The organism is Streptomyces sp. NBC_01622 (genome assembly GCF_045209635.1).
Taxonomy (GTDB): domain Bacteria; phylum Actinomycetota; class Actinomycetes; order Streptomycetales; family Streptomycetaceae; genus Streptomyces.
On record NZ_CP109293.1, the window covers coordinates 11,147,770 to 11,170,580 of the forward strand.

A 22,811-nucleotide genomic window follows, 5' to 3' on the forward strand; every position below is an offset into this window, starting at 1 on the left:
ACGCTCAGATCGCGTGAACATTCAAGTCACCGGCTGGTATCCTCGCGGAATGACCACCCCGGACGAGGCCCAGCAGGTGGACGAACACGACGACTTGTGGCTCGCGCCGGCCGAACTGGCGTCGTGGATGTCGTTGGTCCGGCTGACCGCCAGACTTCCATGGGCCCTCGATTCCCAGTTGCAGCGCGATGCCGGGCTGAGCATGGTCGAGTACATGAGCATGGCCATGCTGGCCGAGGCTCCCGAATGGACTCTGCGCATGAGTGTGCTCGCCGAGCACACCAACTCGTCGCTGTCCCGGCTGTCGCACCTGGTGAAGCGCCTGGAGAGCCGCGGCTACGTCCGCCGCGAACCGGATCCGGGCGACGGGCGCTTCACCAACGCCATCCTCCTGCCCGACGGCATGCGAAAGCTGGAGTCCGTGGCACCCGGACACGTGGCCCATGTGCGTCACCTGGTGGTCGACAACCTGTCCGGCGAGCGCCTGCGCCGCCTCGGCCAGGACGCCGAGCGAATCCTGCAACGCATCGACTCGCCCGTGCGCTGACAGTCACCCGGGGCAGGTCGCCGACCCGGCCCCCGTCGTGATTTCGCGCTCTCCAGTCACTTGAGCATTGAAGTCAGGCCGTACGGCCCCCCCCGCCGCGCACGCCGGGCGTACCGAGGAGGTCCAGGGTGGCGGCGACTACGCGTTGTACGACGAGTTGTTCGCCGACGACTTCGTCGACCACACCCCGCAGCCCGGCCGCACCCCCGACAAGGCCGGTGCCCTGGAGCTCTGCAAGGTGCTGCGGGCAGCGTTTCCCGACTTCCGCGCGGTGATCCACTGGCAGGCGGCCGAGGGCAACCTCGTCACCACGTACAAGACCTACCACGGGACGCACGAGGGCGAGTTCCTCGATATCGCCCCCACCGGGAAGGCGATTCACGTCGAGACCGTCGACGCCATGCGTGTGGTCGACGGGAGGATCACCGAACACTGGGGCGTGGCCAACCTGTTCTCCCTGATGGAGCAGTTGGGAGCCCGGCCCGGCGGTCGATGACCGCCCATGGGCCGCGGGGGCCGACGCCTCAGCTGGGCTCCAGCCCCGCGTCCCGCGCCAGCAGCGCCGCCTGTACCCGGTTCTCGCACCGGAGCTTCGTCAGGATCCGGCTGACGTACGTCTTTACCGTCGCCTCGCTCACATGGATCCGCGCGCCCGCGTCGGCGTTCGACAAGCCCTCACCGAGCAGTGCGAGCACTTCCAGTTCGCGGGTGCTCAGTGTCTCCAGACGCCGCCGCGCCTCCTCGCCGCGCGCCGCGGCCTGTCCCGAGGCGAGCGAGTCGACCACATGGCGGGTGGCGGCCGGTGACAGATACGCGTCCCCGGCCGCAGCCGCCCGCACCGCCTGGATCAGTTCGGCCGGCGCCGAGTCCTTCAGCAGGAACCCGGCGCCTCCGTGGCTCAGCGCACGCAGTACGTTCTCCCGCTCACCGAACGTCGTCAGGATCAGCGGTCGTACGGTCGGTGCCGCTCGCCGCAGTTCGGCCAGCGCGGACAATCCGTCCAGTACGGGCATCTGGATGTCCAGCAGTGCCACGTCGACGGAGTGGGCGCGGACCAGGTCGACGGCCTCCCGGCCGTTGGCCGCCTCCGCCACGACGTCGATGTCGTCGGCGGAGGTGAGGATCATCCTGATGCCCGCCCGGATGAGCGGTTCGTCATCCGCGACGAGGACTCTGATCACGACTCTCCTGCAGGACGTGCGGCGATGGCTGCTACTTGACCAAGTAGGCCTTTTTCTCGATCAGTTTGCCGTCCTTGAAGCAGAAGCGGTAGGCGGGCATCTTGTCCCCCTCGTTCGGCCAGTCCTCCGTCGACAGGTAGGTCGCGCACGTCGCCCCCCGCGGCACGGCGGGCCTCTGGTCGTCGTCTATGGCCCCGGCCAGGAACGACTTACCGTGCGGCAGCCTGTCCCGCACGGCCGTCTCGGTGTCTCCGACCTTCACGGAGTTGTAGACGGACGGCTGGATCGTGAGTTTGTCGGACTCCTTCTCCACCAGGTTGACGATCAGCACGACGGCCAGCACTCCGAGAACCAGGAAGATCACCACTGCGGCACTGCATCCGATCACGACGCCTTTCCCTTTGCGTCCCATGGCGATGTCGAACTCCCTCTGCCTGTCCGGCGCACCGGACCAGTCGATGTCCGCACCACCGTCGCCGGGCACCACCCCTTCGCTCTGCCCCCGGAAGTCGTTCGCCGCATCGACGAACGTCGTTCCCTTCTGCACCGAGTCCGCTCGCAGCTGCTCCCCGCCCGGCGTGCGCGGCGGGGGGCCGTACGGCAGAACACCCGCGACCCGGAATCCGCCCTCGGCCGTGGAGCCCGTATGCACCATGCCGCCGACCAGCCGGGCCCGCTCCTCAAGGCCCGTGAGGCCCTGCCCGCCGCTGACCACGGTGTGCCGTCCGCCGCCGGCCGTCACCGGTATCGGCCCGTTGGCCACCTCGACCACCAGGGAGTCCGGCTCGTACCGCAACTCGACGGCGATCGAGGCCCCCGGCGCGTGCTTCAGGGCATTGGTCAGCGACTCCTGCACGATCCGGTACGCAGCGTGATCGGCGGCGGGGGTCAGTGGCCGTGCCTCGCCCGCCTGCCGTAGCTCCACGACCGAGTGCGCGCCCCGCGACGCCGCCACCAGGCCGGCTATCCCCGCCACACCCCTGGCCGCGGGCTCCGGGTCGGGCTCGCTTTCCCGGGCCGGGTCCGGTGTGCCGTCGTGCAGGATGCCGACGGCCTCGCGCAGCTCGTGCATCGCGGCCACGGACGCCTCCCGCAGGACGCCGACCACCTCGCGCTGCCCGTCCGTCAGGTCCCGGTCCACCTCCAGGGCACCCGTATGGACGGCGATCAGCGCCAGTTGGTGACCCAGGCTGTCGTGCATGTCCTGCGCTATGCGCTGCCGCTCGCGCAGGCGCGCGTGGGACGCGATGATCTCGCGTTCGCGCAGCAGCTGGGCGTTGTGCTCGTGCAACGCGTGGACGAGCCTGCGCCGCTGGGCGCGGTAGCGACTGGTGAGACCGGGCACGACCGTCGTCGCGAGGAACGCGAGCGTGGCGAACACCAGCATCTGCCCCGTGACCAGGCCGAGGGGTGCTTGGCGGACGGACAGTCCCGCGTAGAGGACGTAGGCGGTCCCGAAGAGTGTGAGCGCCCGCCGTGGCGCCTCGATCCGCGCCCCCGCCGACCAGCTCACGGCTATCAGCACGACCCCGAAACTGCCGAGCGCGCCGGCGATCGTTCCCGTGAGGACCAGCACGGTCGCCGGGAAGGACCGTCGCAGCAGCGAGAGCACCACGGCGGTCACCGCCGCGGCGATCATCAGCGGCACGCCCTCGTGGGCGAAACTCAGCAGCGCGAACAGGCCCAGCACGAGTGCCAGCACCGTCTCACCGACGATCTGCCGCCGGGACCACAGCTGTGCCGCCAGCAACTGCTTCCGGACCTCGCGCGCCTTCGTCTTCACGTCCACGCGCCAACGGTAGACATCACCGCCCGCGCGCACAGCCTCCGTTCGTCGCTACCACGAGCGACCAAAGTCGTATGGCGGGGCGGGCCGAAGGGCAGGCGGGCTCGGACGTGTGTGGTCATCCACGAGTGCGTCAGCCGTCGCCGCCGAAGGACTTCACCCGGCACTCGACCCTGTACTTGTCGAAGTCGGGCAGGTTCATGCTGTCACCGCTGACCAGTCCCCAATTCCCGTCGGAGACCACGCTCTTGATCCCGTGACCGTTCATGCACTTCACCATGGCCCGCACGCCGTCGCCGTAGCGGGGATTCCTCACATGTCCGGCGTCCGGGTCCGCCGTCTTTCCGACGGTGGCGGAAGGGGTGGCGGAAGGGGTGGCGATGGAGGCGACACCCTCGTCGCGGGTGCCCTTCCCACCGTCGCCGCAGGAGGCGAGCAGGACGAGGGCCGTGCCGGCTGCGACGACCGTCAGGACGGGACCGATGATGCCGCGACGCCGGGGATCGGTGAAGGAGGACATGGCACCAACATCCCGGCCAGGTATGAAGATCCTGTCAGCGACCGATCAGCATCCTGTCTCCGCGGGAGCGGTGACGCGGAGGCCGCACGCTGACCGTTCCGAGGACTTCAGCCGAGCAGCGAGGGCAGAGACCGGCGGTTCACGGTCGGGAAGCAAGCATCCGCACTCCGTGATCTACTGCAAAGCTCACTGCGTGCAACTTCCGCACAATCAGCCTCAATCAGGCCCCACGGAGCCAGGCAAGCGCCGTGCGGGAGCGTCTCGCCGGCGCGCGAACGGGGCTAGGGCCTGTCCGGCGGATCCTGTCGCAGACGCGGGTTCCAACGCGCAAGGGCTCCGCCGGGGCAAGGTCCGGAGAGAGCGAGAGCCACGTTTGCCCGGTTTGATCTCGACGGGCGGCCCGTTCCTGTGTTGCCGATCGGGTCCAGGCGCACGGTGTGCACCCGCGTCCCTGGCCGACCTCACACCGAGAACTCGCGTATCACCGTGTTGCGGAACACCGCGCTGCCGCCGATCGTGAACAGCGCGAGCCGGGTGTCCAGCAGGTACGGGAACACCTGGCTGGTGTGCACGTAGCGGCCATCGTCGACAAACATCTCCACCGACGTGCGGTCCACCAGGATGCGCAGCTTCACCGTGCCGGCGGACGGGTCGAACGGGGTGTGGCTCTCCTGCCACTTGCCGGACGTGTCGGCGTTCACCGTGTTGCGTCGGTTGAGGAAGGCGTAGTCGGCGTAGATCCCGGCGTCGATGTGCCGGCCGCCGCCGGGTGAGCGCCTCAACTGGAGGCCGGCGCCGGTGAGTTGGGACCAGGTGATCTCGGTCGCCACCTCGTAGGAGATACCGGTGTAGTCGAGCACCTTCGTGCCGTCCACGGTCACGTCGCCGAGGTTCACGGTGCGGGCGACATACGAGTCGAGGCCGGCGACGGGCCGGGAGGCGAGGTAGTAGGTGTTGTCGGACGCCTTCTCCAGGGTGATCTCGCGGACGATGGAGTCGGTGCCGTTGAAGCCGTCGCAGTCGATGGTGGGGGTGGTGTCGGCGTAGTCCCAGTTGTTCACCCAGCCGATCGCGTACCGGACGGCCGCGTCCACCGCGCCGCTCGCGTCCCGCTTCTCGAAGGTGACGGCGGCGTACCAGTCCCAGCCGTGGTCGAGCCACTGCGGGGCACTCGCGTCGGCGGTGAACGCGCTGCCGTCGAAGGAACCCGTCCAGTAGGCGTACGTGTTGGGCAGCCCCGAGGTCTTCCCGTTGGCGCTCACGCCGAGCACCCATTTCACGGTGCCGTCGCCGGCGGTGACGCGGAACAGGTCGGGGCACTCCAGGACGCCGATGCCGTCGTGGACGAAACCGTTCACGTACGACCAGGACTTGAGGTCGTCGGAGTGGTAGAAACCGATCTTGTCGTTCTCGGCGAGGGCCATCACCCAGCGGCCCCGGTCCTCGTCGCGGATCACCTTGGGGTCGCGGAAGTCGGCGACGCCGGGGTTGGGCAGGACGGGGTCGGTCCCGTAGTTGCTGAAGGTGAGACCGCCGTCGGTCGAGTAGTACAGGAACTGCTCCTGGTGGGCGGTGCCGCCGCCGGGGGACATGGTGACGATGACGATCACCGCGCCCGCGCCGAATCCGGCCGTGTCGCCGATGTCGACCACCGCCGAACCCGACCAGAGATCGCCGTTGGGAGTGGTGTCCTTGGGCACGGCGACCCCGCGGTCGGCGAAGGAGACCAGGTCCTTGGTGGTGGCCAGGCGCCACGCGGTGCCGACGATACCGGTGAAGTAGTCGGCGTTGTAGAGGTAGTAGTAGTGGTACTCGCCGTCGATCCAGACGGGCCGCTGCGGGTCGTTCTTCCACTGGTCGGGGACCGTGAAGTGGTACGCGGCACGGTAACTCGCCCCGCTCGCCACGGACTTGGTCACGCTCTCGGCCGTGGCCGCCGAGGTGGGCAGCAGCGCGGCGGCGGTGCCCGCCGCCGATCCCGCGAACAGTGATCTCCTGGAAATCCCCGATGTTCCGGGCATGACTCATCGTTCCTCTCGTGGCGGCTCACGACGCAGAGGGCGTGAAAAATCGGCTCAGGTGAACGAGGACTGTAGACCTAACTCGTTAAAGGTCAAGCGTTCCCGACCCTTGACAGGCCTGCCGCCCGGTTCCCATCATCTGGGGCATCACCCCTGAACTAACACGAGTTAGGCCCGTTGATGACTGACTCGCACCTCCCCCGCCGCACGCTGCTGCGGTACGGCGCGTCCGGGGCCGGAGCAGCCGCCCTGGCCGGGACCGCCGCGAGCTGGGACCGGCTCACGGGAGCCGACATCCCCGGCCGTGACGACGGCTCCCTCGTCGTCGCCACCCTCGGCTCCGCCTTCGACCCGGCCACCGTCGACGCCCTCACCAAGGGCTTCCACCGGCTGCACCCCGACATCCCGCTGCGGGTGAACGCGGTGCAGGCCGTCGACTGGTCGGACTTCTTCGCGAAGATCCTCACCCAGATCGCCGCGGGCACCGCTCCCGACCTGGTGTATGTGGCCACCGAAGGCGTGCAGTTGTTCGCCCGGCGGCTCGGCGTGCCCCTGGACCGCTGGGTGCGGCGGGACGCGGCGGAGCTGCGTGAGTACTTCGCCGACGTCCACCCCTCGCTGGTGGAGTCGATGATGTACGAGGGGAACCTCTACCAACTGCCGATGGAGTTCAACGCCGCCGACATGTACCTCAACAAGCAGGTGCTGAAGCGGGCGGGCGCGGGTTTCCCGGCGGCCGACTGGAGCCGCGACGACTTCACCGAGCTGCTGCGGGAGCTGAAACGTACCGGCGGCGCGCACTTCACGCCGTACTTCTGGACCAACCGGCTGTGGGGCGGCGTGGTGCCCTGGCTCTTCGCGAACGGCACGAACCTGCTGAAGGAGTCGAAGGCGCCCGGCGGCTCCTGGCTGTGGGACACCTTCTACCCGGCCGCCGACAGGCGGGGGCGCGGCGGGGGCTTCCGCTGGACGACCCCGCAGGCCACCGCCGACCGGGTCGAGGAGGCGTACGACTATCTCGCTTCCCTCGTCCAGGAGAACCTGTGCACCCGGCCCGAGGGCGGCAACGGCAGCAATCTGGTCGGCGTGTTCTCCACCGGCCGCGTCGGCGTCACACCGGCCGGCGGCTTCTGGGCGGGCGGCCTGCAGCTGGCCGGCATGCGGGCCGCCGACTACGACGTGCAGTACTTCCCGCGCGGACGTACCCAGCGCCACCAGTTCGGCGCGGCGGGCTACGCGCTGCTGCGCACCTCGAAGAAGCAGGAAGCCGCCTGGGAGTTCATCAAGTACGCGGCCCGCAAGGACACCATGACCCGGCTGTTCCGGAGCAACCAGACCACCCCGGCCCGGCGTTCGATGCTGACCGCCGCCCGCTACGCCGCGAGCGGCCCGGCGCACTGGCAGGTCTTCTACGACACCCTCGACCGGTTTCCCGACACAGGCCCGATCCCCGCGCCGCCGCAGGTCGCCGAGGTGACCGACGTCCTGCTCAAGTACACCGGCACCGCGCTGGCCTCGCCGCGTGCGGTGGGTCCCGCGCTGCGCCGGATGCAGGGCGCCCTGGAGCAGGCCATGGAGCGTGAGGTATGACGAACACTCAGGTCCCGGACTCCCAGGTCCCGGCCGTACGTCCGCGGTCCGCCACGCCACCCGCCGTCGCCGTACGGCTGTCCGTCCGCGACCGCGGCGCCCGGCTGCTGGCCGCGCTGTTCCTGGCGCCCACGGTCGTCGGCATCGTCGTCTTCACGGTCGTGCCGATCATCGGGTCCGTCGTGCTGAGCCTGTTCCACTGGAACGTGATCGACCCGCCCCGTTTCGCCGGCGGTGCCAACTACCGTACGACCTTCACGGATTCGACCGTCCTGGTCTCCTTCCGCAACACGCTCCTCTTCATGGTCCTCGCGGTCACGCTGCAACTGCTGATCGCGCTGACGCTGGCACTCGCGCTGAACGGGCGGATGCCGGTGTGGCTGCGGTCGGTGTTCCGTTCGGCGTTCTTCTTCCCGCTGGTGCTGTCCGCCGCTTCGATCTCGGTGGTGATGAAGTACCTGTTCAACCAGGACTTCGGGGTGGTGAACTGGCTGATCGGCCTGGTCGGCGTCGCGCCCGTGCCCTGGCTGACCTCGGAGCACGCGGCGATGGCCACGGTGGTCCTGGTCTACGTCTGGCAGCAGTTCGGATTCTCGTTCCTGCTGTTCGTCGGCGGTCTGAACAACATCCCCAAGGAGATCCACGAGGCCGCCGCCCTCGACGGCGCGACCGGCCTGCGCAAGCACCTCGGCATCACGCTGCCGCTGCTGTCACCGACGCTGCTCGTCGCGTCGGTGGTCGGCATCATCAACGCCCTGCAGGTCTTCGAACAGCCCTACGTCCTCACCGACGGCGGACCCGGCGACGCCACCCGCACCGTGGTGATGGTGATCTACGAGAGGGCCTTCGAGCAGCTCGACTTCGGCGAGGCATCCGCGGTGGGCGTGCTGCTCTTCGCGCTGATCATGGCGGTCACCGCCGTCCAGTTCCGGCTCAGCCGGCGTTTCGTCCACTACCAGTGAGCCGGTGAGCCGCATGAGCCAAGCAACCCCGACCCCAAGGCGCGTCCGTTACTCACTCGCCCCCTGGGCCCGGATCGCCGCGCTGACCGTGTGCGCCCTGCTGACGCTGGGCCCGGTCATCTGGACCGTCGCCACCTCGCTGCGCACTCCGGCCCAGTCCTTCGACCTGCCTCCGCAGATCATCCCGACGCATCCGACGACCGCGGCCTACCGCGGGGTCTTCCAGCAGATCGACGTGTGGCTGCTCGCCCTGAACTCCACGCTGGTGACGGCACTGATCGCCGTCGGCCAGATGATCACGGCGGGCCTGGCCGGATACGCCTTCGCGCGCCTGGAGTTCCGTTTCAAGAAGCCGCTCTTCGGCCTGGTCCTGGCGACCATGATGGTGCCGTTGCAGGTCACCATCGTGCCGGTGTTCCTGGTGCTGAAGACGATGGGCCTCACCGACACACTCCTCGGCCTGATCATCCCGGCCTTCCCGACCGCCTTCGGCACCTTCCTGATGCGCCAGTACTTCCTCGGTATGCCGAAGGACCTGGGCGAGGCGGCCATGCTGGACGGCGCGGGGACCTGGCGGATCTTCCGCTCGGTGTACGCGCCGCTGGCCACACCCGGCCTGGCGATCGTCGGCGTACTGGCCTTCAACTACCACTGGAACGAATTCTTCCGCCCGCTGATCCTGGAGACCTCCAGCCAGAACTACACGCTTCCGCTGGGCCTGGTCTCCCTGCAGGGCAACCTCGGCACCGGGTCGATCTCGGTGGTCCTGGCCGGGGTCGTGCTCTCGATGCTCCCCGCCCTCGCCGTGTTCGTCGTCGGCCAGCGCCCTCTGCGCGAGGGCATCACGTCCGCAGGAGTCAACCGTTGAGCAATGACCCCAACGCGCCCCGTTTCAGGGTCCGTCCGCCCGCCGGCTGGATCAACGACCCCAATGGGCCGTTCCGTTGGCGGGACCGCTACCACCTCTTCTACCAGCACAACCCCGACGCACCGGTGCACGCGAACGTCCACTGGGGTCATGCCTCCAGCGCCGACCTCGCGCACTGGGAGCACCACCCGATCGCGCTCACCCCGACGCCGGGCGGCCCCGACGAGGCCGGCTGCTGGTCGGGCTGCGTGACCGACGACGCCGGCACACCGACCGCCGTATACACGGGAGTCGACCGTGCCCACACCGGACTCGGCACCATCTGCCTGGCGCGGGCGGCGGACCCGGACGACGAGCGGCTGACCGAGTGGAAGCCGCTGCCGACGCCGGTGGTGGCAGGACCGCCGCCGGGACTGGACGTAGTCATGTTCCGCGACCCGTTCGTCTTCCGCCACGCGGACAGGCGCTGGGCCCTCGTCGGGGCCGGGCACGCCGACGGCACGCCGTCGGTCCTGCTCTACGACTGCGACGACCTGACCGACTGGAGGTTCGCCGGTGTGCTGCTGGACGGCAAGGACCCGGTGTCCGCAGGCGTGTTCGGCGACAAGTCGGTGGGCTGGGAGTGCCCGCACCTGTACTGGACAGCAGGCGGCGAGCACGTGCTCCTGGTGTCCCTGTGGGACGGGGATCCCTGCTCCACCGGATATCTGACGGGTTGTCTGGAGGCCGATGGCCAGGGCGCGTTGAGGTTTGCGCCGCGCGCAGGCGGCCGGCTCGACCAGGGGCGGGACTTCTACGCTCCCGCCGTGCTCCAGGAGCCGGACCGCGCACTGCTGTGGGGCTGGTCGTGGGAGGCCCGCCCGCAGGAGGAGGTGCACCGGGCCGGATGGGCGGGCGTACTCACCGCGCCACGGGTCGTCGACGTCCACCCCGACGGTTCACTACGGGTGAGTCCGGCCCCGGAACTCGAACTACTGCGCCCGGCCGAGCCGTTCGTCACCGCGCCGGGCCGGGTTCCGCTTCCATCCGCCTACGACTTGACGGTCACCGCATGCGAACCGACCACGGTGAGCGTGCTCCGGGACGCGGCGGGCCGGGAGCTTACCGTCCGGGCGGACCCTGCCTCGGGGACCGTCGTCCTCGACCGCGGCGCCTGGCCCCGGACCGGCAGGGAAGGCTCCGCCCCGATCACCGTGCACGTGCCGAAGGCGCCGGAACTCGCGCTCCGGCTGCTCGTCGACGGCTCGCTCCTCGAACTCTTCGTGGCGGAACGGGCCATGGTCACCGAGCGCGTCTACCGGCGCCCCGGCGACATCGCCGAGCTGGTCGTCGACGGGCCGGGTGCCCGGGTCACCGGGTGGGCGCCGGACCCACGGAGTCGCGGCTGACCACGGGGCAGGCCAGGCGCCGGACGGTCGCGGGCGGCGTACGGCCGGCTTCGATGGCGTCCAGGAGAAGCCGGGCCGCCGCCTCGCCCATCGCCCGGTGCGGCAGCGCGACCGAGGTGAGCGGCGGCGTGAGGAACGCGGCCATGTGCTCCTGGTCGTCGTAACCGACCACGGACAGATCGGCGGGCACGTCGATCCCGAGCCGGGTCGCAGCGTGCAGGACACCCGCCGCGACCCGGTCGTTGTAGCACAGGACACCGGTGGGGCGACGGCCCGGCTCGACCCCGTCGAGCAGGCGCAGCGCCCCCGCGTATCCCGCGGAGATCTCCCCGCCGCCGCGCACGATCCACTCCTTGGGCACGGTGAGGCCCTCGGCGCGCAGCGCGTCCCGGATGCCGCGGGTACGTTCCACCGAGGCGATGTCGTCCAGACCGCCGATCACGGCGAGCCGGCGGTGGCCCGCAGCGAGCAGCAGCCGGGCCGCCGTACGGCCACCGGCGCGCTCGGCGGGGACCACGGCGGGCAGGGAGTCGTCCTCGGGCAGGCAGTTGGCCAGCACGGAGTGGGTGCGGTGCAGGCCCTCGGGGACGCGGACCCGGCGCAGTGACATGGCCGCGTAGATGATGCCGTCCACGCGCCGGTCGAGCAGTTCCGCGACGGCCGCGTCCTCCTTGACCGGGTCACCGCCGGAGTCGACGGTGAGGACGAGATGGTCCCTGTCCCAGGCGGTCTCCATGGCGCCGCGCAGCAGCCGACCGGCGAACGGCGAGGACGCGATCTCATCGGTGACCAGCCCGATCACGGCCGTACGGCGACGGCGCAGACCGCGGGCCACCGGGTCGGGGCGGTAGCCCAGCTGGGCCGCGGCCTGCCGGATGCGTTCCTGGGTGGCGGGGGAGAGGTTGCCCTCGGCTCGGCCGTTGAACACGAAGGACACGGCGGTGTGCGACACACCGGCGAGCCGGGCGACGTCCCGTGACGTCGGGCGCCCGGTGCCCGTGCTGCTGCTCTCCTCGGCACCGCCCACGCCGTCCGCCGCCCTCACCAGCCCGTCCCTGTCGATCACCGTCCACCCTATCCGCGGAGGACAGCGCAGGCGGCCTCGGCTCATTCTGGCCCGTGTGGCGGCGCTTGCGGCGGATGCGCATCACTTGGCGGGCATGCAGGAAGCGCAGTCTGCTGACGGTGACCGTCTCGCGGTGCAGGGTGACGACCCGACGGTGCTCAGCGAGGGAACCGGCAAAGTCTTTGTGTCTGCCGGTTGTCGATCCCTCCACAGGTAGGCCCATGGGTAGGGCTTGCGGTACGCCTGACCTTCGGAGATCCAAACCGCAGAGTGGTGCTGGCCGACATCGCGGGGCAGCCGTCGCCAGGGCAGAACTGCCCAGCCAACACGGCAGGTTGGAGAAGACTTTCCGAACTCGCTGGAACAGGTGGTGTCGCCCGGTCAAGGCTCGAATGGCCTGCCTCGTACGCCGGGAGCTCTTTCCAACCTCGGTTTGAGGTGGTTGAGGCGGATGGCGAGGAAGGACCGGGGATGAAGGGCCGCAGTCCTCACCGGATGCGACACGTGAGACACACTCGCCACTTCAGACGCGAAGGGCGTACAGCCCTTTCGCGTTGGAGAGGCGATATCCCCTATCCCGTCCCCAATGTTCGGGACATCGTCCCGCCGACTGATTACACGAGGCGGTGGCCACCGTCGGCGTGCAGGACGGTGCCTGTGATGAAGCCGTTGCGCATCAGCGCCACGATGGCGTGGGCGATGTCCTCAGGGCGGCCGACGCGGCCGACGGGGAGGGCTTCGGCCTTGGCGGCCAATGTTGCGGCCTTGCCGCTGCCTGAGATGAGATCCCACACCGGGGTGTCGACCCAGCCCGGGGAGATCACGTTCACCCGGATCGGGGCCAGCTCCAAGGCGGCCGCGCGGGCGAACGAGGCGAGCGCTCCGTTCACGGCCGCGACCATCGAGCCGCGCGGGCTGGGACGGTATGCGGCGATGCCCGAAGTAAGGGTGATCGATCCGCCGGGCCGGAGGGCAGGGGCGGCGTGCTTGGCGAGGAGGACGGCACCGATGAGCTTGGAGTCGAGCACCCCGCGGGCCGTGTCCACGTCGAACTCGACGATGGGCTGATAGGCGCCGGCCCCGTCGACCGCGGTTGTTACAACGTGGTCTGCGGGCTCGTTGAAGAGGCGCGCGACGTCGTTCTCATGGGTGATGTCGGCTTGAACGGTCCGAACGCGATCCGACGCAAGAGAGCGCGCCGCCTCTTCCAGGCGTTCGGGGGAGCGGGAGGCGATGGTGACCTCGGAACCCTCAAAGAGCAGGGTCTCGGCCAGCGCGAGTCCCATGCCGGAGCTGCCGCCGACGATGATGACGTGTTCTGTGGTCATGGCACTACCGGATCATCGAGCGTGATCGTGCGTCCACGTCGTGTTATCGAAGGGTCGTTCGGCGCAGACTAACGTTCCTGGTCAGAGTGGGCAGGAGGGCGCGGAGTGCCGGATTGTGGCTGTCCGTGCGCCATGCGGCGGCGTACGTGATCGACAGCGGGGCGTTCCGGAGCGGCCGCCAGACAAGGTCGGGCGGCGAGACGGCGCGAGCCGAGCTCAGGCTGAACGCAGCGGGCCGCAGCGGTAGCACGGCGCGCAACTGCGCATGAGGCATCGCGCTCTCGCTGAGAGCGACATCGGCGCCGAGGGCGTGCAGGCGGTCCACCATCGCGTCGTGCACGTCGGGCGCGAACTCTCTCGCGAAGAGAATCAGTTCACGGCCGGTGAGATCGGTCGGATCAACGACCTCTCGAGCGGCAAGTGGATTGGCCGCCGACATCAGCACGCCGAGCTCCTCCTCGGCGACCTCCACCCGTTGTACGCCCTCGGGCGACGCGGACGGGACGCGCAGCAGTGCGAGGTCGACCTCGCCGCCCTCCAGCATCGCGAGCTGCTGCGCGGTCGTGCCGCCCAGCAGTGTCATCCGGCAGTCCGGCATGTGGTCGGCCAGAAGCTCCTCGATCTGTCCCGGGAGCCACGGCGGCACCCCGTTCAGCAGCCCGAAGCGCAGCACCGGGTCGGCGACACTCGCTGCGCGGCGCGTCTCCCGAAGTGCGTGGTCGGTCGCTCGCAGCGCCTCCTTGGCCGTACGAAGCAGGACCTCTCCCGCGGGCATCAGCCGTACGCCGCGACTGTGCCGGACCAGCAGCGGCGCGCCGATCTCGCGCTCGACCGCCTTGATCTGCTGGCTGAGCGTGGGCGTGGAGATGTGTAGTCGCTCGGCCGCGCGCCCAAAGTGCAGGGCCTCCGCGACGGCAACGAAGTAGCGAAGCTGCCGAAGTTCCACCGGTACATCGTACGAAGATCAACGCAGGCACCACATCGGTGGACGCTTGTCCCGGACATCAAGTCGGGGAGATACGACCAATTTTGCCTCTCTATCCTCGGTCTGAGCTGGCCAGATGGAGGGTGAGGACAGCTTGGACGAGGCTCGTGATCCGGGTCGTCGAGCAGCGGAGCTTGCGGAGGAGTCGCCAGGACTTGAGGGTGGCGATGGCTTGCTCGACGAGGGCACGAATCCTCGCGTGGGACCGGTTGACTGCCTGCTGACCTGTGGAGAGCGTCTCCCACCGGCCTCGGTAGGGAACACGGACCGTGCCTCCGGCACCCTGATAGCCCTTGTCCGCCAAGCAATTGGCGCCTGCGTCGGCGAGCGCGTCGACGATGCCGTGCTCGCGGGCCGCACGGACATCGTGGACAGCCCCGGGGAGGGCCGGCGAGGCCCACAGCAGGCGACCGAAAGGGTCGGCGATGACCTGCACGTTCATCCCGTGCTTCTTGTGCTTGCCCGAGTAGGAGGGCCGGTCGGCGGCAATACGGTCCATCGGGAGCAGCGTTCCGTCCAGCAGGACGAACGCCTTCATCGACGCCGCCCGGGCTGCCTCGGCGAGTGTCGGGGCGAGGCATGCCAGCAGGTCGACGGCTTCGGTGATGTAGCGGTAGGCGGTGGTCGTACCGATGCCGAACCCGGCCGCGAGCTGGGCGTACGGGTGACCGTTGCGGAGATGGGCGAGGGCGAGCAGGGCCTGCCGGCCCGCGCTCAGGCGACGCCATCGGGTGCCGAGAGCCCGGCGGTGTTCCCGCAGGCGGGCGGTAAGGAAGCGGAGGGCAGAGCTGGACAGGTCCAGTCCGGACGGGTAGCCAAGCACGTGAAGCTTCTGGTGGAGACGGTTCTCTTGGTCGAAAACCCATCTACCAGGGGCTTCACCTGTCTGTCAGCCCAACTGCCCAGCGTGGGCCGAGCAGGAAACCGATGGCGCTCGCGGCGACGAGCCCGAAAGCCAGGACACCGACCACCAGGTCGGTCCGCCCGTGCAGAGTGTAGAGGCGCCTCCACTGGAGGCGATGGGGGAGTGGCGCCTTGTTGAGCCATGCCACCAGGCCCGCGAAAAGGGCGAGCGCGCAGGTTCTTGTGACGAGCAGCGCGGGCCGGTCGGAGAACAGGCGACCGGGAGGGTGAGCAGGACGGCCGTGGCGCTCAGGACGGCGTCAGCGGCACGGACACGTCGACGGCCTGCCAAGGGCCACAGCTCGTGGAGGACCAGGTCGGTGCAGCCCCGGCCATGGGACAGAGGATGTGAGCTTCTACTGGTGCCGAGCTCGACGGTGCCAGGGACCAGGCGACTGAGGAGATGGTTGTCGAGGTCGGCAGGGGTGAGATGGCTCAGAAGTTCCTAGGGGTCGCCGCTGCGGTGGTAGATCGTCGCGGCGAGGCTGAGCCGCCAAGGTGTCGAGAGCGCTCGGGCCGCTGGACCAGTGGGTTGGGCGCGGAGATGGTCGAGAAAGGATTCCCAGCGGGGTGACGCGGCGCCGCCCACCTTGAGATGGGCGACGGCGGGGTTCGGGCGCGACGTGGGCGATGTGGATGCGGGCGGCGGAACGCAACCGGTCGGGTTCGGGCAGCGCGTCGTGCGCGCCACGGCACGTCAGGAACAACGGCGCGGGGGAGGAGTCGTCCTGGTACATGTTGAGGAGGTTCAGAGCGGCTCGGGCGCGGGGTGCGTCGGGGTCCGGACGGGGGTTGCCGTGGCCAGGTGCTCAACCTGCCGGCGGATCTGCGTGAACAACTGGGCGTGACCTACGAGTTCATCACCCACGACCTCGCCGTGGTCCGCCAGGTCGCCGACCGGGTACTCGTGATGCGGCACGGCAACCGCGTGGAGGCGGGCGACGCCGACCAGATCCTCGCCCGCCCTCGCGATGCCTGCACCGTCCGCCTCATCGACAGCAGCCCGACAACTCCGCTGCGGCGCAAGCTGTCCGGGCCGGACGTCGAAGAGGTCGGTCCGCCGCGGCACGACCTCGACGCCTGACGCATGGTCCGTGGGGTGGACGGTGCGACTGGTACGGCGCTGCCAATGACCGGAAGACAACGGTCAGTTGGCCGAGTTCCGCCCCCACCCGACCGTGCGCGGGGTGCGGCCGATGCCACCCTGACCGGAATCCCCGCATGATCCGGCGGACGCCCGATGCGTCGAACAACTTCTGTCCCAGCGCTGTACGGGAATCCTGTGTTCGGGATAGCGTCGCCACGCAGCTGCCGAGTGAAACGATTCAATCCACTGCCGCACAAGGGGACAGCATGGCGTCGAACAGCACACCGGACAAAGGCATTTCCCGTCGCGCAGCTCTGGCCGCAGCAGGCACCGTCGGACTCACCGCAGTGTCCCTCTCGACCGGACTTCCCACCGCGGAGGCGCTCCCCGCCTCCGAAGCCTCCGCTTCGCTCACGGGCAGCCCGTCGCGCCGCGCCGGCGGCTGGCACCGCTACGTCCAGGGACCGTCCTCGCGCACGGTCCGGCCGGTGCGGATCGTCGCGTCGACCGGAGACGTGAAGAACCCCAACGCGCTGCTCAAGCCCGGCGGTTCCAGATCCGTACTGCGGCGCCCGCAGCCCGCGGCGGCCCCCGCCTGGCCCGCCGGCACCACGGCCGAGGCCTCGTCGGCACACGCGGGCAACAACGGCAACGACGGGCAGCCGCGCACCTACGACGCCTCCAACGCGATCGACGGAAACCCGGACACCTTCTGGAACGACGACACCCTCGGGGTGTTCCCCGACGTCCTCACCATCACCACGCCGCAGGTCGCGACCCTGCAGGGCATCACGGTGATCTCCAACAGCGACGGCGTGCCGACCGACTACACCGTCGACGTGTGGCGCGACGGCGACTGGCACACCGCCGCCACGGTCGCGGGCAACGACGCGGTGCAGAAGGCCGTTCCGTTCGCGGAGACGGTCAGCACCGATCGCGTGCGCATCACGGTGACCCACGCTCAGGACACCTCGCACGGCAACTTCACCCGGATCAACGAGGTCTGGCCCGCGCCGGTCGAGCCGATCCCCGTGCCCAGCGTCACGGTGGACTTCGGCAAGGTCGTGGTCGGATATCCGCAGATCAGGTTCACCTCCGCCTCCGCCAACTCCCCAGGTGTACGCGCCGCGTTCTCCGAGACCCGCCAATTCCTCACCGACCGCTCGGACTTCACCCGCTCCGACCAGGCGGGCGGCGCCGGACAGGGCACGGACCAGTTCGCCGTACCCGCCAAGGGCGCCAACTGGACCGACCACAAAGGCTTCCAGGCCGGCGACAAGGTGTTCGCGGACGGACTGCACGGATTCCGCTACCTCAAGATCAGCCTCGACGCACTCGCCTCGGACAGCCCCGCCGCACAGCCCTGGGGGACGGTCGAAATCGACTCCGTGGCCCTCCAGTTCACCGCGTACGTGGGCACACCGAGCACCTACCGCGGCTGGTTCCTGTGCTCCGACGACGAGTTGAATCGTTACTGGTACGGCGCCGCGTACACCAACGAACTGGTCACCGACACCTTCCGCCAGGACGACGTCGATCCGCGCAACGCCTGGAGTGCCACGCTGGAGGGGAAGCTGGTCCTCCAGGACGGTGCCAAGCGTGACCGCGACCCGTACGTGGGCGACCTCGCCGTCTCCGCGCGCACCCTCTACCTCACCCACGACGACGCGGCGGCCGCGGCCCGCAACGTCCTGGCCGACCTCGCCGACCACCAGCGATCCGACGGCTGGATACCGCCCGCCTCCATCGGCAACTACACCCTGCCGCTCTTCGACTATCCGCTGTACTGGGTCACTTGCAGCTGGGACTACGTCCTCCACACCGGGGACCGCCAGTACGCGACGCGCTACTACCCCACGCTCCTGAAGGTCCTGGACACCTGGTACCCCAGCGTCACGGACGACGCGGGCCTGCTCAGCAAGGGCCTCAACGGGACCGGCGGTTACGGCGACTACGCGTTCCTCGGCCGCACCGGCCGCGTCACCTACTACAACGCGCTCTACGTCCAAGCACTCCAGAACGCCGCCCAGTTGGCCCGGCTGCTGGGACAGAAGGCCGACACCACCCGGTGGAGCGAGCGGGCGGACAAGGTCGCGCAGGCCGTCAACTCGCTGCTGTGGGACGGGGACGCGGGTGCCTACCTGGACTCCTCGACCGGCGCAGTGCGACACGCGCAGGACGGCAACTCCCTCGCCGTCGTCACCGGCATCGCCGATGCGGACCGCGCCACCTCGGCGCTCGCCCATCTCGACGCGACGACGAAACGGGCCTACGGGAACGCCTTCATGGACAACGACACGCTCTTCGACCAGGCCTCCCAGCGGGTCTACGCCTTCACCTCCTACCCGGAGATCGAGGCCCGCTTCCTGACCGGTCAGGTCGACTCCGCGCTCGACCAGATCCGCCGTATGTACGGCTGGATGGACAAGAACGACCCCGGCATCACCAACTGGGAGGGCATCGGCCCGAACGGGTCCCTGTACGAGGACGCGTACACCAGCATGGCGCACGGCTGGTCCACCGGCGTCCTGCCCGCGCTCACCAACAACCTCCTCGGCGCCCGGCCGACCTCGCCCGGCTACGCCACCTGGGAAGTACGCCCGCAGCCCGGCGGCGTCGACTGGGCGACGGGACAACTTCCCACCCCGCAGGGCCCGTTGGGCGTCGAGTGGGAGAACAGCACTCGCGTCTTCCGGCTCACCGTCCGCGTACCCAAGCACACCCAGGGCTCCGTCACCCTGCCCGGTGACGCGCGCGGGCTACGGGTGTCCGTCGGGCGGCGGACGCTCTGGGACGGTAAGCGGGCGGCGACCCGTGACGTGAGCGTGGCCGACGGGACGGTCACCGTGTCGGGCCTCGGCCCGGGCGAGCACAGTTTCGTCAGCGAACAGCGCGGCAACTGACGCCGTTCCGGGCTTCGTTGGCGTGATCTCCAAACGAACCGCTCCGGGACGGGCCAACAGCCGCCCGGCCCGGGGCGGTTCACTGTGAGATGGGCGAACCAGGCGTTCCCTTTGGCCAATTGTGGCGGGTGTTTTACCGGTCTTCGCATTGCCCGCCCCACCGCCCCGACCTAGCCTGACCTGCGGACCAAGGGAGGGCTGGCATGCTGCGGACCGTCCGGGAACAGGCAGCGGGTCTCACCAAGGATCAGCGCAACGCCTTCGTCGCCGCCTACTTGGGCTGGGCGATGGACGCCTTCGACTACTTCCTCGTCGTACTCGTCTACAGCGAGATCGCCGACGACTTCCATGTCTCCCTCACCGACATGGCCTTCCTCACCACGGCCACCCTGGTGATGCGGCCGGTCGGTGCGCTGCTCTTCGGCCTGTGGGCGGACCGCAAGGGCCGCCGCACCCCGCTCATGGTCGACGTGGCCTTCTACTCGGTCGTCGGATTCGCCTGCGCCTTCGCGCCGAACTACACCGTGCTGCTGGTGCTTCGCCTGCTGTACGGCATCGGAATGGGCGGCGAATGGGGCCTGGGCGCCGCGCTCGCCATGGAGAAGATCCCCGCCGAACGGCGCGGTTTCTGGTCGGGCCTGCTGCAGAGCGGCTACTCGCTGGGCTATCTGCTCGCCGCGGTCGCGTTCTTCGGTATCGAACCCGCCTTCGGCTGGCGCGGGTTGTTCGCCTTCAGCCTCGTCCCCGCCCTGGTCGCGCTGTGGGTGCGCACCCGGGTGGAGGAGAGCGAGGTGTGGGAGAAGAGCGTCCAGCTGAGCCGCACGCCCGCGTATCAGGTGTTCAAGAACCCGGCGGTACTGCGGCGCTTCGTCTACCTGGTCGCGCTGATGACCGCATTCAACTGGATGTCGCACGGCACCCAGGACATCTACCCCACCTTCGTCAAGAAGGGGCTGGGCCTGTCCCCGGACACCGCGATCGCCATCGCCGTCGTCTACAACATCGGCGCCATCATCGGCGGCATGGTGCTCGGCGCCTACTCCGAGCGGCTGGGACGCCGTCGCACGATCATGATCGCGGCAGCCGCCGGCCTGCTCGTGGTGCCCTTCTTCGTCCTGTCCACCGCCGTGGGCTGGCTGATGCTCTCCTCCTTCCTGATGCAACTGTGCGTACAGGGCGCCTGGGGCGTCATCCCCGCCCACCTGACCGAGATGAGCCCGGACACGATCCGGGGCTTCTACCCCGGCGTCACCTACCAACTCGGCAACCTCATCGCCGCCCTCAACCTGCCGATCCAGGAAGCCCTTGCCGAGCGGTACGGCTATCCGGCGGCGATGGCGTGGACGGTGACGCCCGCCCTGGCCCTGGTGATCGTGCTGAGCGCCGTGGGCCGGGAGGCCAAGGGCATACGGTTCGGCGGCACGGGGGCGCAGGTGCCGACTGAGGCGGTGGCCGACACCTAGGACGCGGCCCCGGTCACAGCGCGGGTGAACGTTCCGGGACGGCGACCGGCTCCAGTCGGCGTACACGGAACCGGTCTCGGCGCAGCAGGGGCCGTTCGACGAGGGCGTACGAGGCGAGAGCCGCGACGAGTGTCGCCGCGAGGCCGGCCGGGAGCAACGGGTCGCCGCGTACACCGAGGTCGTGGAGCAACCGGATGACGGGGTAGTGCCACAGGTACATCCCGTAGCTCAGGTTGCGACCGATCCACACCGGCACGGACAGGGACAACAGACGGGTGGGCCGCGCCTCGGGGCACAGGTCGAGTGCGGCCACCACGCAGGCCGTCAGCAGCGCGGCGGCCAGGAATCCCACCGTGTACCAGACCGGATTCCACCCGCTGACCTCGGTGATCGGGATCTGCCGGGCGATCAGTCCCAGCAGCATGAGCGCGGGGCAGCACAGCCGTCCCGCCCAGCGGCGCAGCAGCGCCAGCCGGGGGTCGTCGGCGCGCAGCCGGGCCAGTACGAGGGCCAGCAGGGCGCCGACGAGGAGCTGGTCGGCGCGGGTGTCGGGGCCGTTGTAGATGCGGTGTGCCGCCGAGGGATCCCAGAGCACGGTCCGCCAGAGCACCGGCAGTACGCACAGCACCGCGACCCAGCCCAGCACCGCACGCGCCCTCGCGTGCCGGAGCAGCACCAGCAGGAGGAGCGGCCAGGCCAGATAGAACTGCTCCTCCACTCCCAGCGACCAGGTGTGGCTGAGCGGCGCGGTGAGCTCCGAGTACGTCCCGGTGTTCCCGGCCCGTACGAGATTGACGACCGAACCCGCGGCCAGCACCGCCGCCACCCACGCCCCTTGGAACAGCGGCAGCGCGAACGTCACGGACAGGACGGCGGTCACCGCGCACATCACCAGCAGCGCCGGCATCAGCCGCAGCCAGCGCCGGCGGTAGAACGACCACAGTCCGATACGACCGGTACGGGCGTACTCGGTGACCAGCAGCCGGGTGATGACGAACCCGCTGATGGTGAAGAACACGTCCACGCCCACCGAACCACCGGGTACCAGGTCCGGCTGCACGTGGTAGACGATCACCAGCACCACGGCGACCGTCCGCAGTCCGTCAAGACCCGCCACCCGCCCACCACCGCGCAGTGCCGACGCAGAGCCCTGTCTTACGCCAGGGCTCTGTTCGGTGGCCTCGTCTGCCGCGCTTCGATGGAGGGTGCTCATAACGGCGGCGTCTGCCCAGCCGGACGGGGATCACACAAATTCTCATGTTCCTCATGGAGCGGCGGCGCGATCCGGCCGCTGCTGCCCTTGGTGACGGCCGTCGAGAATCAGGCTGTGCCGGTCTGCGTTTCGGCGTGGACGGCGAGGGCGCGTTGCGGGGTGAGGTCGAGGGAGGTGAGGACGGAGGAGTGCACGATCGAGGGGAGGGTGTGGCGCAGGAGCGCTGAGGTGGCGTGGGGGAGGTTCTGATAGGCGGTGGTGGCCTGGGACATCGCCTGGATGCCGGCGAAGGCACCGACCAGGACCTCGGCCGTCTCGGCGGGGTTGACGTGGGGGAGGAGCTCGCCTTGGTCGCGGGCCTTGTCGAGGAGGTCGGTGACGATGGTGGTCCAGTGGTGGAACGGGCCGGTGCGGTCGACGCCGTCGGCACGCTGGTCGAGCGCGAGCCGGGCGCCGGCCCGGACCATGGGGTCGGTCTGCAGGTGATACGCGTGGAGCATGGCCGTATCGACGAGCTCCTGGGTCTTGCAGGGGCGGTCGGGGACGGCCAGGTTGTCGTTCTGTCCGGCCAGGACGCCTTCGGCGAGCTGTTCCTTCGACTTGAAGTGGAAGTACAGGGCGCCCTTGGTGACGTTGGCGGTGGTGAGGATCTCGCTGATCGTGGCCGCTTGGTAGCCGCGCTCCTCGAAGACGCTGGCCGCGGCGACGAGGATGGTGCGGCGGGTACGGATCGCCCGGTCCTGTTTGGGTCCTGGCATGGGCCGGCGCCTTTCGTTGCGGGAGAGCTGCGCTGTTCAACTCGTTAAAAATACCGTCCAGTTCGTATAGTCTACGGCGCTTCGTCACTCGTCGAGGAGCCCGTAGCGGGCCGGTTGACGGCTGAAACTCCGTCAACAGGTGTGTGGCAGCTGGTTTTCCGGACCGGTCATGCCGTTTTTTCGAAGCCTGTTCGGCCGGCCGGCCGGCGGTGACACTGGGCAGCAAGCAGGTCAGTTGCCGT

Annotated in this window: 19 protein-coding genes; 9 read left to right on the forward strand and 10 right to left on the reverse strand. The window is 69.4% G+C overall.

Translation table 11 applies throughout. The features are described from left to right. Positions 1-49 precede the first annotated feature (49 nt). Together OH768_RS51555 and OH768_RS51560 are read left to right on the forward strand one after the other, a co-directional pair. Complete coding sequence (locus OH768_RS51555; RefSeq protein WP_406464412.1) at positions 50-547, forward strand: MarR family winged helix-turn-helix transcriptional regulator; 498 nt, start codon at positions 50-52, stop codon at positions 545-547. A gap of 67 nt (positions 548-614) precedes the next feature. Continuing rightward, positions 615-1,043 (forward strand): ester cyclase, encoded by a 429-nt coding sequence (locus OH768_RS51560; RefSeq protein ID WP_406464413.1) that lies wholly within the window; start codon positions 615-617, stop codon positions 1,041-1,043. A gap of 28 nt (positions 1,044-1,071) precedes the next feature. On the opposite strand, the gene OH768_RS51565 is transcribed toward OH768_RS51560, so the two are convergent. From OH768_RS51565 to OH768_RS51580, 4 genes are all read right to left on the reverse strand, one after another. Next, on the reverse strand, positions 1,072-1,728 hold the full coding sequence (locus OH768_RS51565; protein ID WP_406464414.1) for a response regulator: 657 nt from the start codon (positions 1,726-1,728) through the stop codon (positions 1,072-1,074). Between the two features lie 31 nt (positions 1,729-1,759). After that, positions 1,760-3,517 carry a sensor histidine kinase gene (locus OH768_RS51570; protein WP_406464416.1) on the reverse strand — a complete coding sequence of 586 codons (1,758 nt, stop codon included), beginning with the start codon at positions 3,515-3,517 and terminating at the stop codon, positions 1,760-1,762. 130 nt (positions 3,518-3,647) lie between these two features. After that, on the reverse strand, positions 3,648-4,034 hold the full coding sequence (locus tag OH768_RS51575) for a hypothetical protein (RefSeq protein WP_406464417.1): 387 nt from the start codon (positions 4,032-4,034) through the stop codon (positions 3,648-3,650). Between the two features lie 461 nt (positions 4,035-4,495). Further along, positions 4,496-6,055 carry a glycoside hydrolase family 32 protein gene (locus OH768_RS51580; protein ID WP_406464418.1) on the reverse strand — a complete coding sequence of 520 codons (1,560 nt, stop codon included), beginning with the start codon at positions 6,053-6,055 and terminating at the stop codon, positions 4,496-4,498. Positions 6,056-6,235: 180 nt separating this feature from the next. On the opposite strand from OH768_RS51580, the gene OH768_RS51585 reads away from it, so the two are divergent. The 4 genes from OH768_RS51585 to OH768_RS51600 are packed head-to-tail and all read left to right on the forward strand — an operon-like array spanning position 6,236 to position 10,863. Next, the gene (locus OH768_RS51585) at positions 6,236-7,645 is read left to right on the forward strand and encodes an extracellular solute-binding protein (protein ID WP_406464420.1); all 1,410 of its coding nucleotides are present in this window, start codon (positions 6,236-6,238) and stop codon (positions 7,643-7,645) included. Beyond that, on the forward strand, positions 7,642-8,607 hold the full coding sequence (locus OH768_RS51590; protein ID WP_406464421.1) for a carbohydrate ABC transporter permease: 966 nt from the start codon (positions 7,642-7,644) through the stop codon (positions 8,605-8,607). Before OH768_RS51585 ends, OH768_RS51590 begins: the two co-directional genes overlap by 4 nt. Positions 8,608-8,620: 13 nt before the next feature. Next, positions 8,621-9,475 (forward strand): carbohydrate ABC transporter permease, encoded by an 855-nt coding sequence (locus OH768_RS51595; protein WP_406464423.1) that lies wholly within the window; start codon positions 8,621-8,623, stop codon positions 9,473-9,475. Continuing rightward, positions 9,472-10,863: a glycoside hydrolase family 32 protein gene (locus OH768_RS51600; RefSeq protein WP_406464425.1), complete on the forward strand. Its 1,392-nt coding sequence runs from the start codon at positions 9,472-9,474 to the stop codon at positions 10,861-10,863. The genes OH768_RS51595 and OH768_RS51600 overlap by 4 nt, the downstream gene beginning before the upstream one ends. Here the strand turns inward: OH768_RS51600 and OH768_RS51605 are convergent. The 4 genes from OH768_RS51605 to OH768_RS51620 all read right to left on the reverse strand — a co-directional run bounded on the left by OH768_RS51605 (position 10,826) and on the right by OH768_RS51620 (position 15,065). After that, positions 10,826-11,890 (reverse strand): LacI family DNA-binding transcriptional regulator, encoded by a 1,065-nt coding sequence (locus tag OH768_RS51605; RefSeq protein ID WP_406465782.1) that lies wholly within the window; start codon positions 11,888-11,890, stop codon positions 10,826-10,828. The genes OH768_RS51600 and OH768_RS51605 overlap by 38 nt on opposite strands. A gap of 653 nt (positions 11,891-12,543) precedes the next feature. After that, positions 12,544-13,257, reverse strand: coding sequence for an SDR family oxidoreductase (locus tag OH768_RS51610; protein ID WP_406464427.1), 714 nt, complete (start codon positions 13,255-13,257; stop codon positions 12,544-12,546). Positions 13,258-13,300: 43 nt separating this feature from the next. Continuing rightward, on the reverse strand, positions 13,301-14,203 hold the full coding sequence (locus OH768_RS51615) for a LysR family transcriptional regulator (RefSeq protein ID WP_406464429.1): 903 nt from the start codon (positions 14,201-14,203) through the stop codon (positions 13,301-13,303). A gap of 91 nt (positions 14,204-14,294) precedes the next feature. Next, positions 14,295-15,065, reverse strand: a complete 771-nt coding sequence (locus tag OH768_RS51620) for an IS5 family transposase (protein ID WP_406464431.1) — start codon at positions 15,063-15,065, stop codon at positions 14,295-14,297. 885 nt (positions 15,066-15,950) lie between these two features. Here OH768_RS51620 and OH768_RS51625 point away from each other — a divergent pair. From OH768_RS51625 to OH768_RS51635, 3 genes are all read left to right on the forward strand, one after another. Then, positions 15,951-16,229, forward strand: coding sequence for a hypothetical protein (locus OH768_RS51625; protein ID WP_406464433.1), 279 nt, complete (start codon positions 15,951-15,953; stop codon positions 16,227-16,229). Positions 16,230-16,498: 269 nt separating this feature from the next. Beyond that, positions 16,499-19,135, forward strand: coding sequence for an alpha-L-rhamnosidase C-terminal domain-containing protein (locus OH768_RS51630; protein ID WP_406464435.1), 2,637 nt, complete (start codon positions 16,499-16,501; stop codon positions 19,133-19,135). 203 nt (positions 19,136-19,338) lie between these two features. Beyond that, positions 19,339-20,598 (forward strand): MFS transporter, encoded by a 1,260-nt coding sequence (locus OH768_RS51635; protein WP_406464437.1) that lies wholly within the window; start codon positions 19,339-19,341, stop codon positions 20,596-20,598. A 13-nt stretch (positions 20,599-20,611) separates the two neighbouring features. Here the strand turns inward: OH768_RS51635 and OH768_RS51640 are convergent, their stop codons facing one another. Together OH768_RS51640 and OH768_RS51645 are read right to left on the reverse strand one after the other, a co-directional pair. Continuing rightward, a complete protein-coding gene (locus OH768_RS51640) occupies positions 20,612-21,715 on the reverse strand; it encodes an acyltransferase family protein (RefSeq protein WP_406464439.1) in 1,104 nt (367 codons plus the stop codon). A gap of 203 nt (positions 21,716-21,918) precedes the next feature. Further along, positions 21,919-22,569 (reverse strand): ScbR family autoregulator-binding transcription factor, encoded by a 651-nt coding sequence (locus OH768_RS51645; protein WP_406464441.1) that lies wholly within the window; start codon positions 22,567-22,569, stop codon positions 21,919-21,921. Between the last annotated feature and the right edge of the window lie 242 nt (positions 22,570-22,811).

Coding starts and splice junctions, on each gene's coding strand:
- OH768_RS51555 (WP_406464412.1), top strand. CDS start 50: ATGACCACCCCGGACGAGGCCCAGCAGGTGGACGAACACGACGACTTG.
- OH768_RS51575 (WP_406464417.1), bottom strand. CDS start 4,034: ATGTCCTCCTTCACCGATCCCCGGCGTCGCGGCATCATCGGTCCCGTC.
- OH768_RS51580 (WP_406464418.1), bottom strand. CDS start 6,055: ATGCCCGGAACATCGGGGATTTCCAGGAGATCACTGTTCGCGGGATCG.
- OH768_RS51585 (WP_406464420.1), top strand. CDS start 6,236: ATGACTGACTCGCACCTCCCCCGCCGCACGCTGCTGCGGTACGGCGCG.
- OH768_RS51590 (WP_406464421.1), top strand. CDS start 7,642: ATGACGAACACTCAGGTCCCGGACTCCCAGGTCCCGGCCGTACGTCCG.
- OH768_RS51595 (WP_406464423.1), top strand. CDS start 8,621: ATGAGCCAAGCAACCCCGACCCCAAGGCGCGTCCGTTACTCACTCGCC.
- OH768_RS51610 (WP_406464427.1), bottom strand. CDS start 13,257: ATGACCACAGAACACGTCATCATCGTCGGCGGCAGCTCCGGCATGGGA.
- OH768_RS51630 (WP_406464435.1), top strand. CDS start 16,499: ATGGCGTCGAACAGCACACCGGACAAAGGCATTTCCCGTCGCGCAGCT.
- OH768_RS51635 (WP_406464437.1), top strand. CDS start 19,339: ATGCTGCGGACCGTCCGGGAACAGGCAGCGGGTCTCACCAAGGATCAG.
- OH768_RS51645 (WP_406464441.1), bottom strand. CDS start 22,569: ATGCCAGGACCCAAACAGGACCGGGCGATCCGTACCCGCCGCACCATC.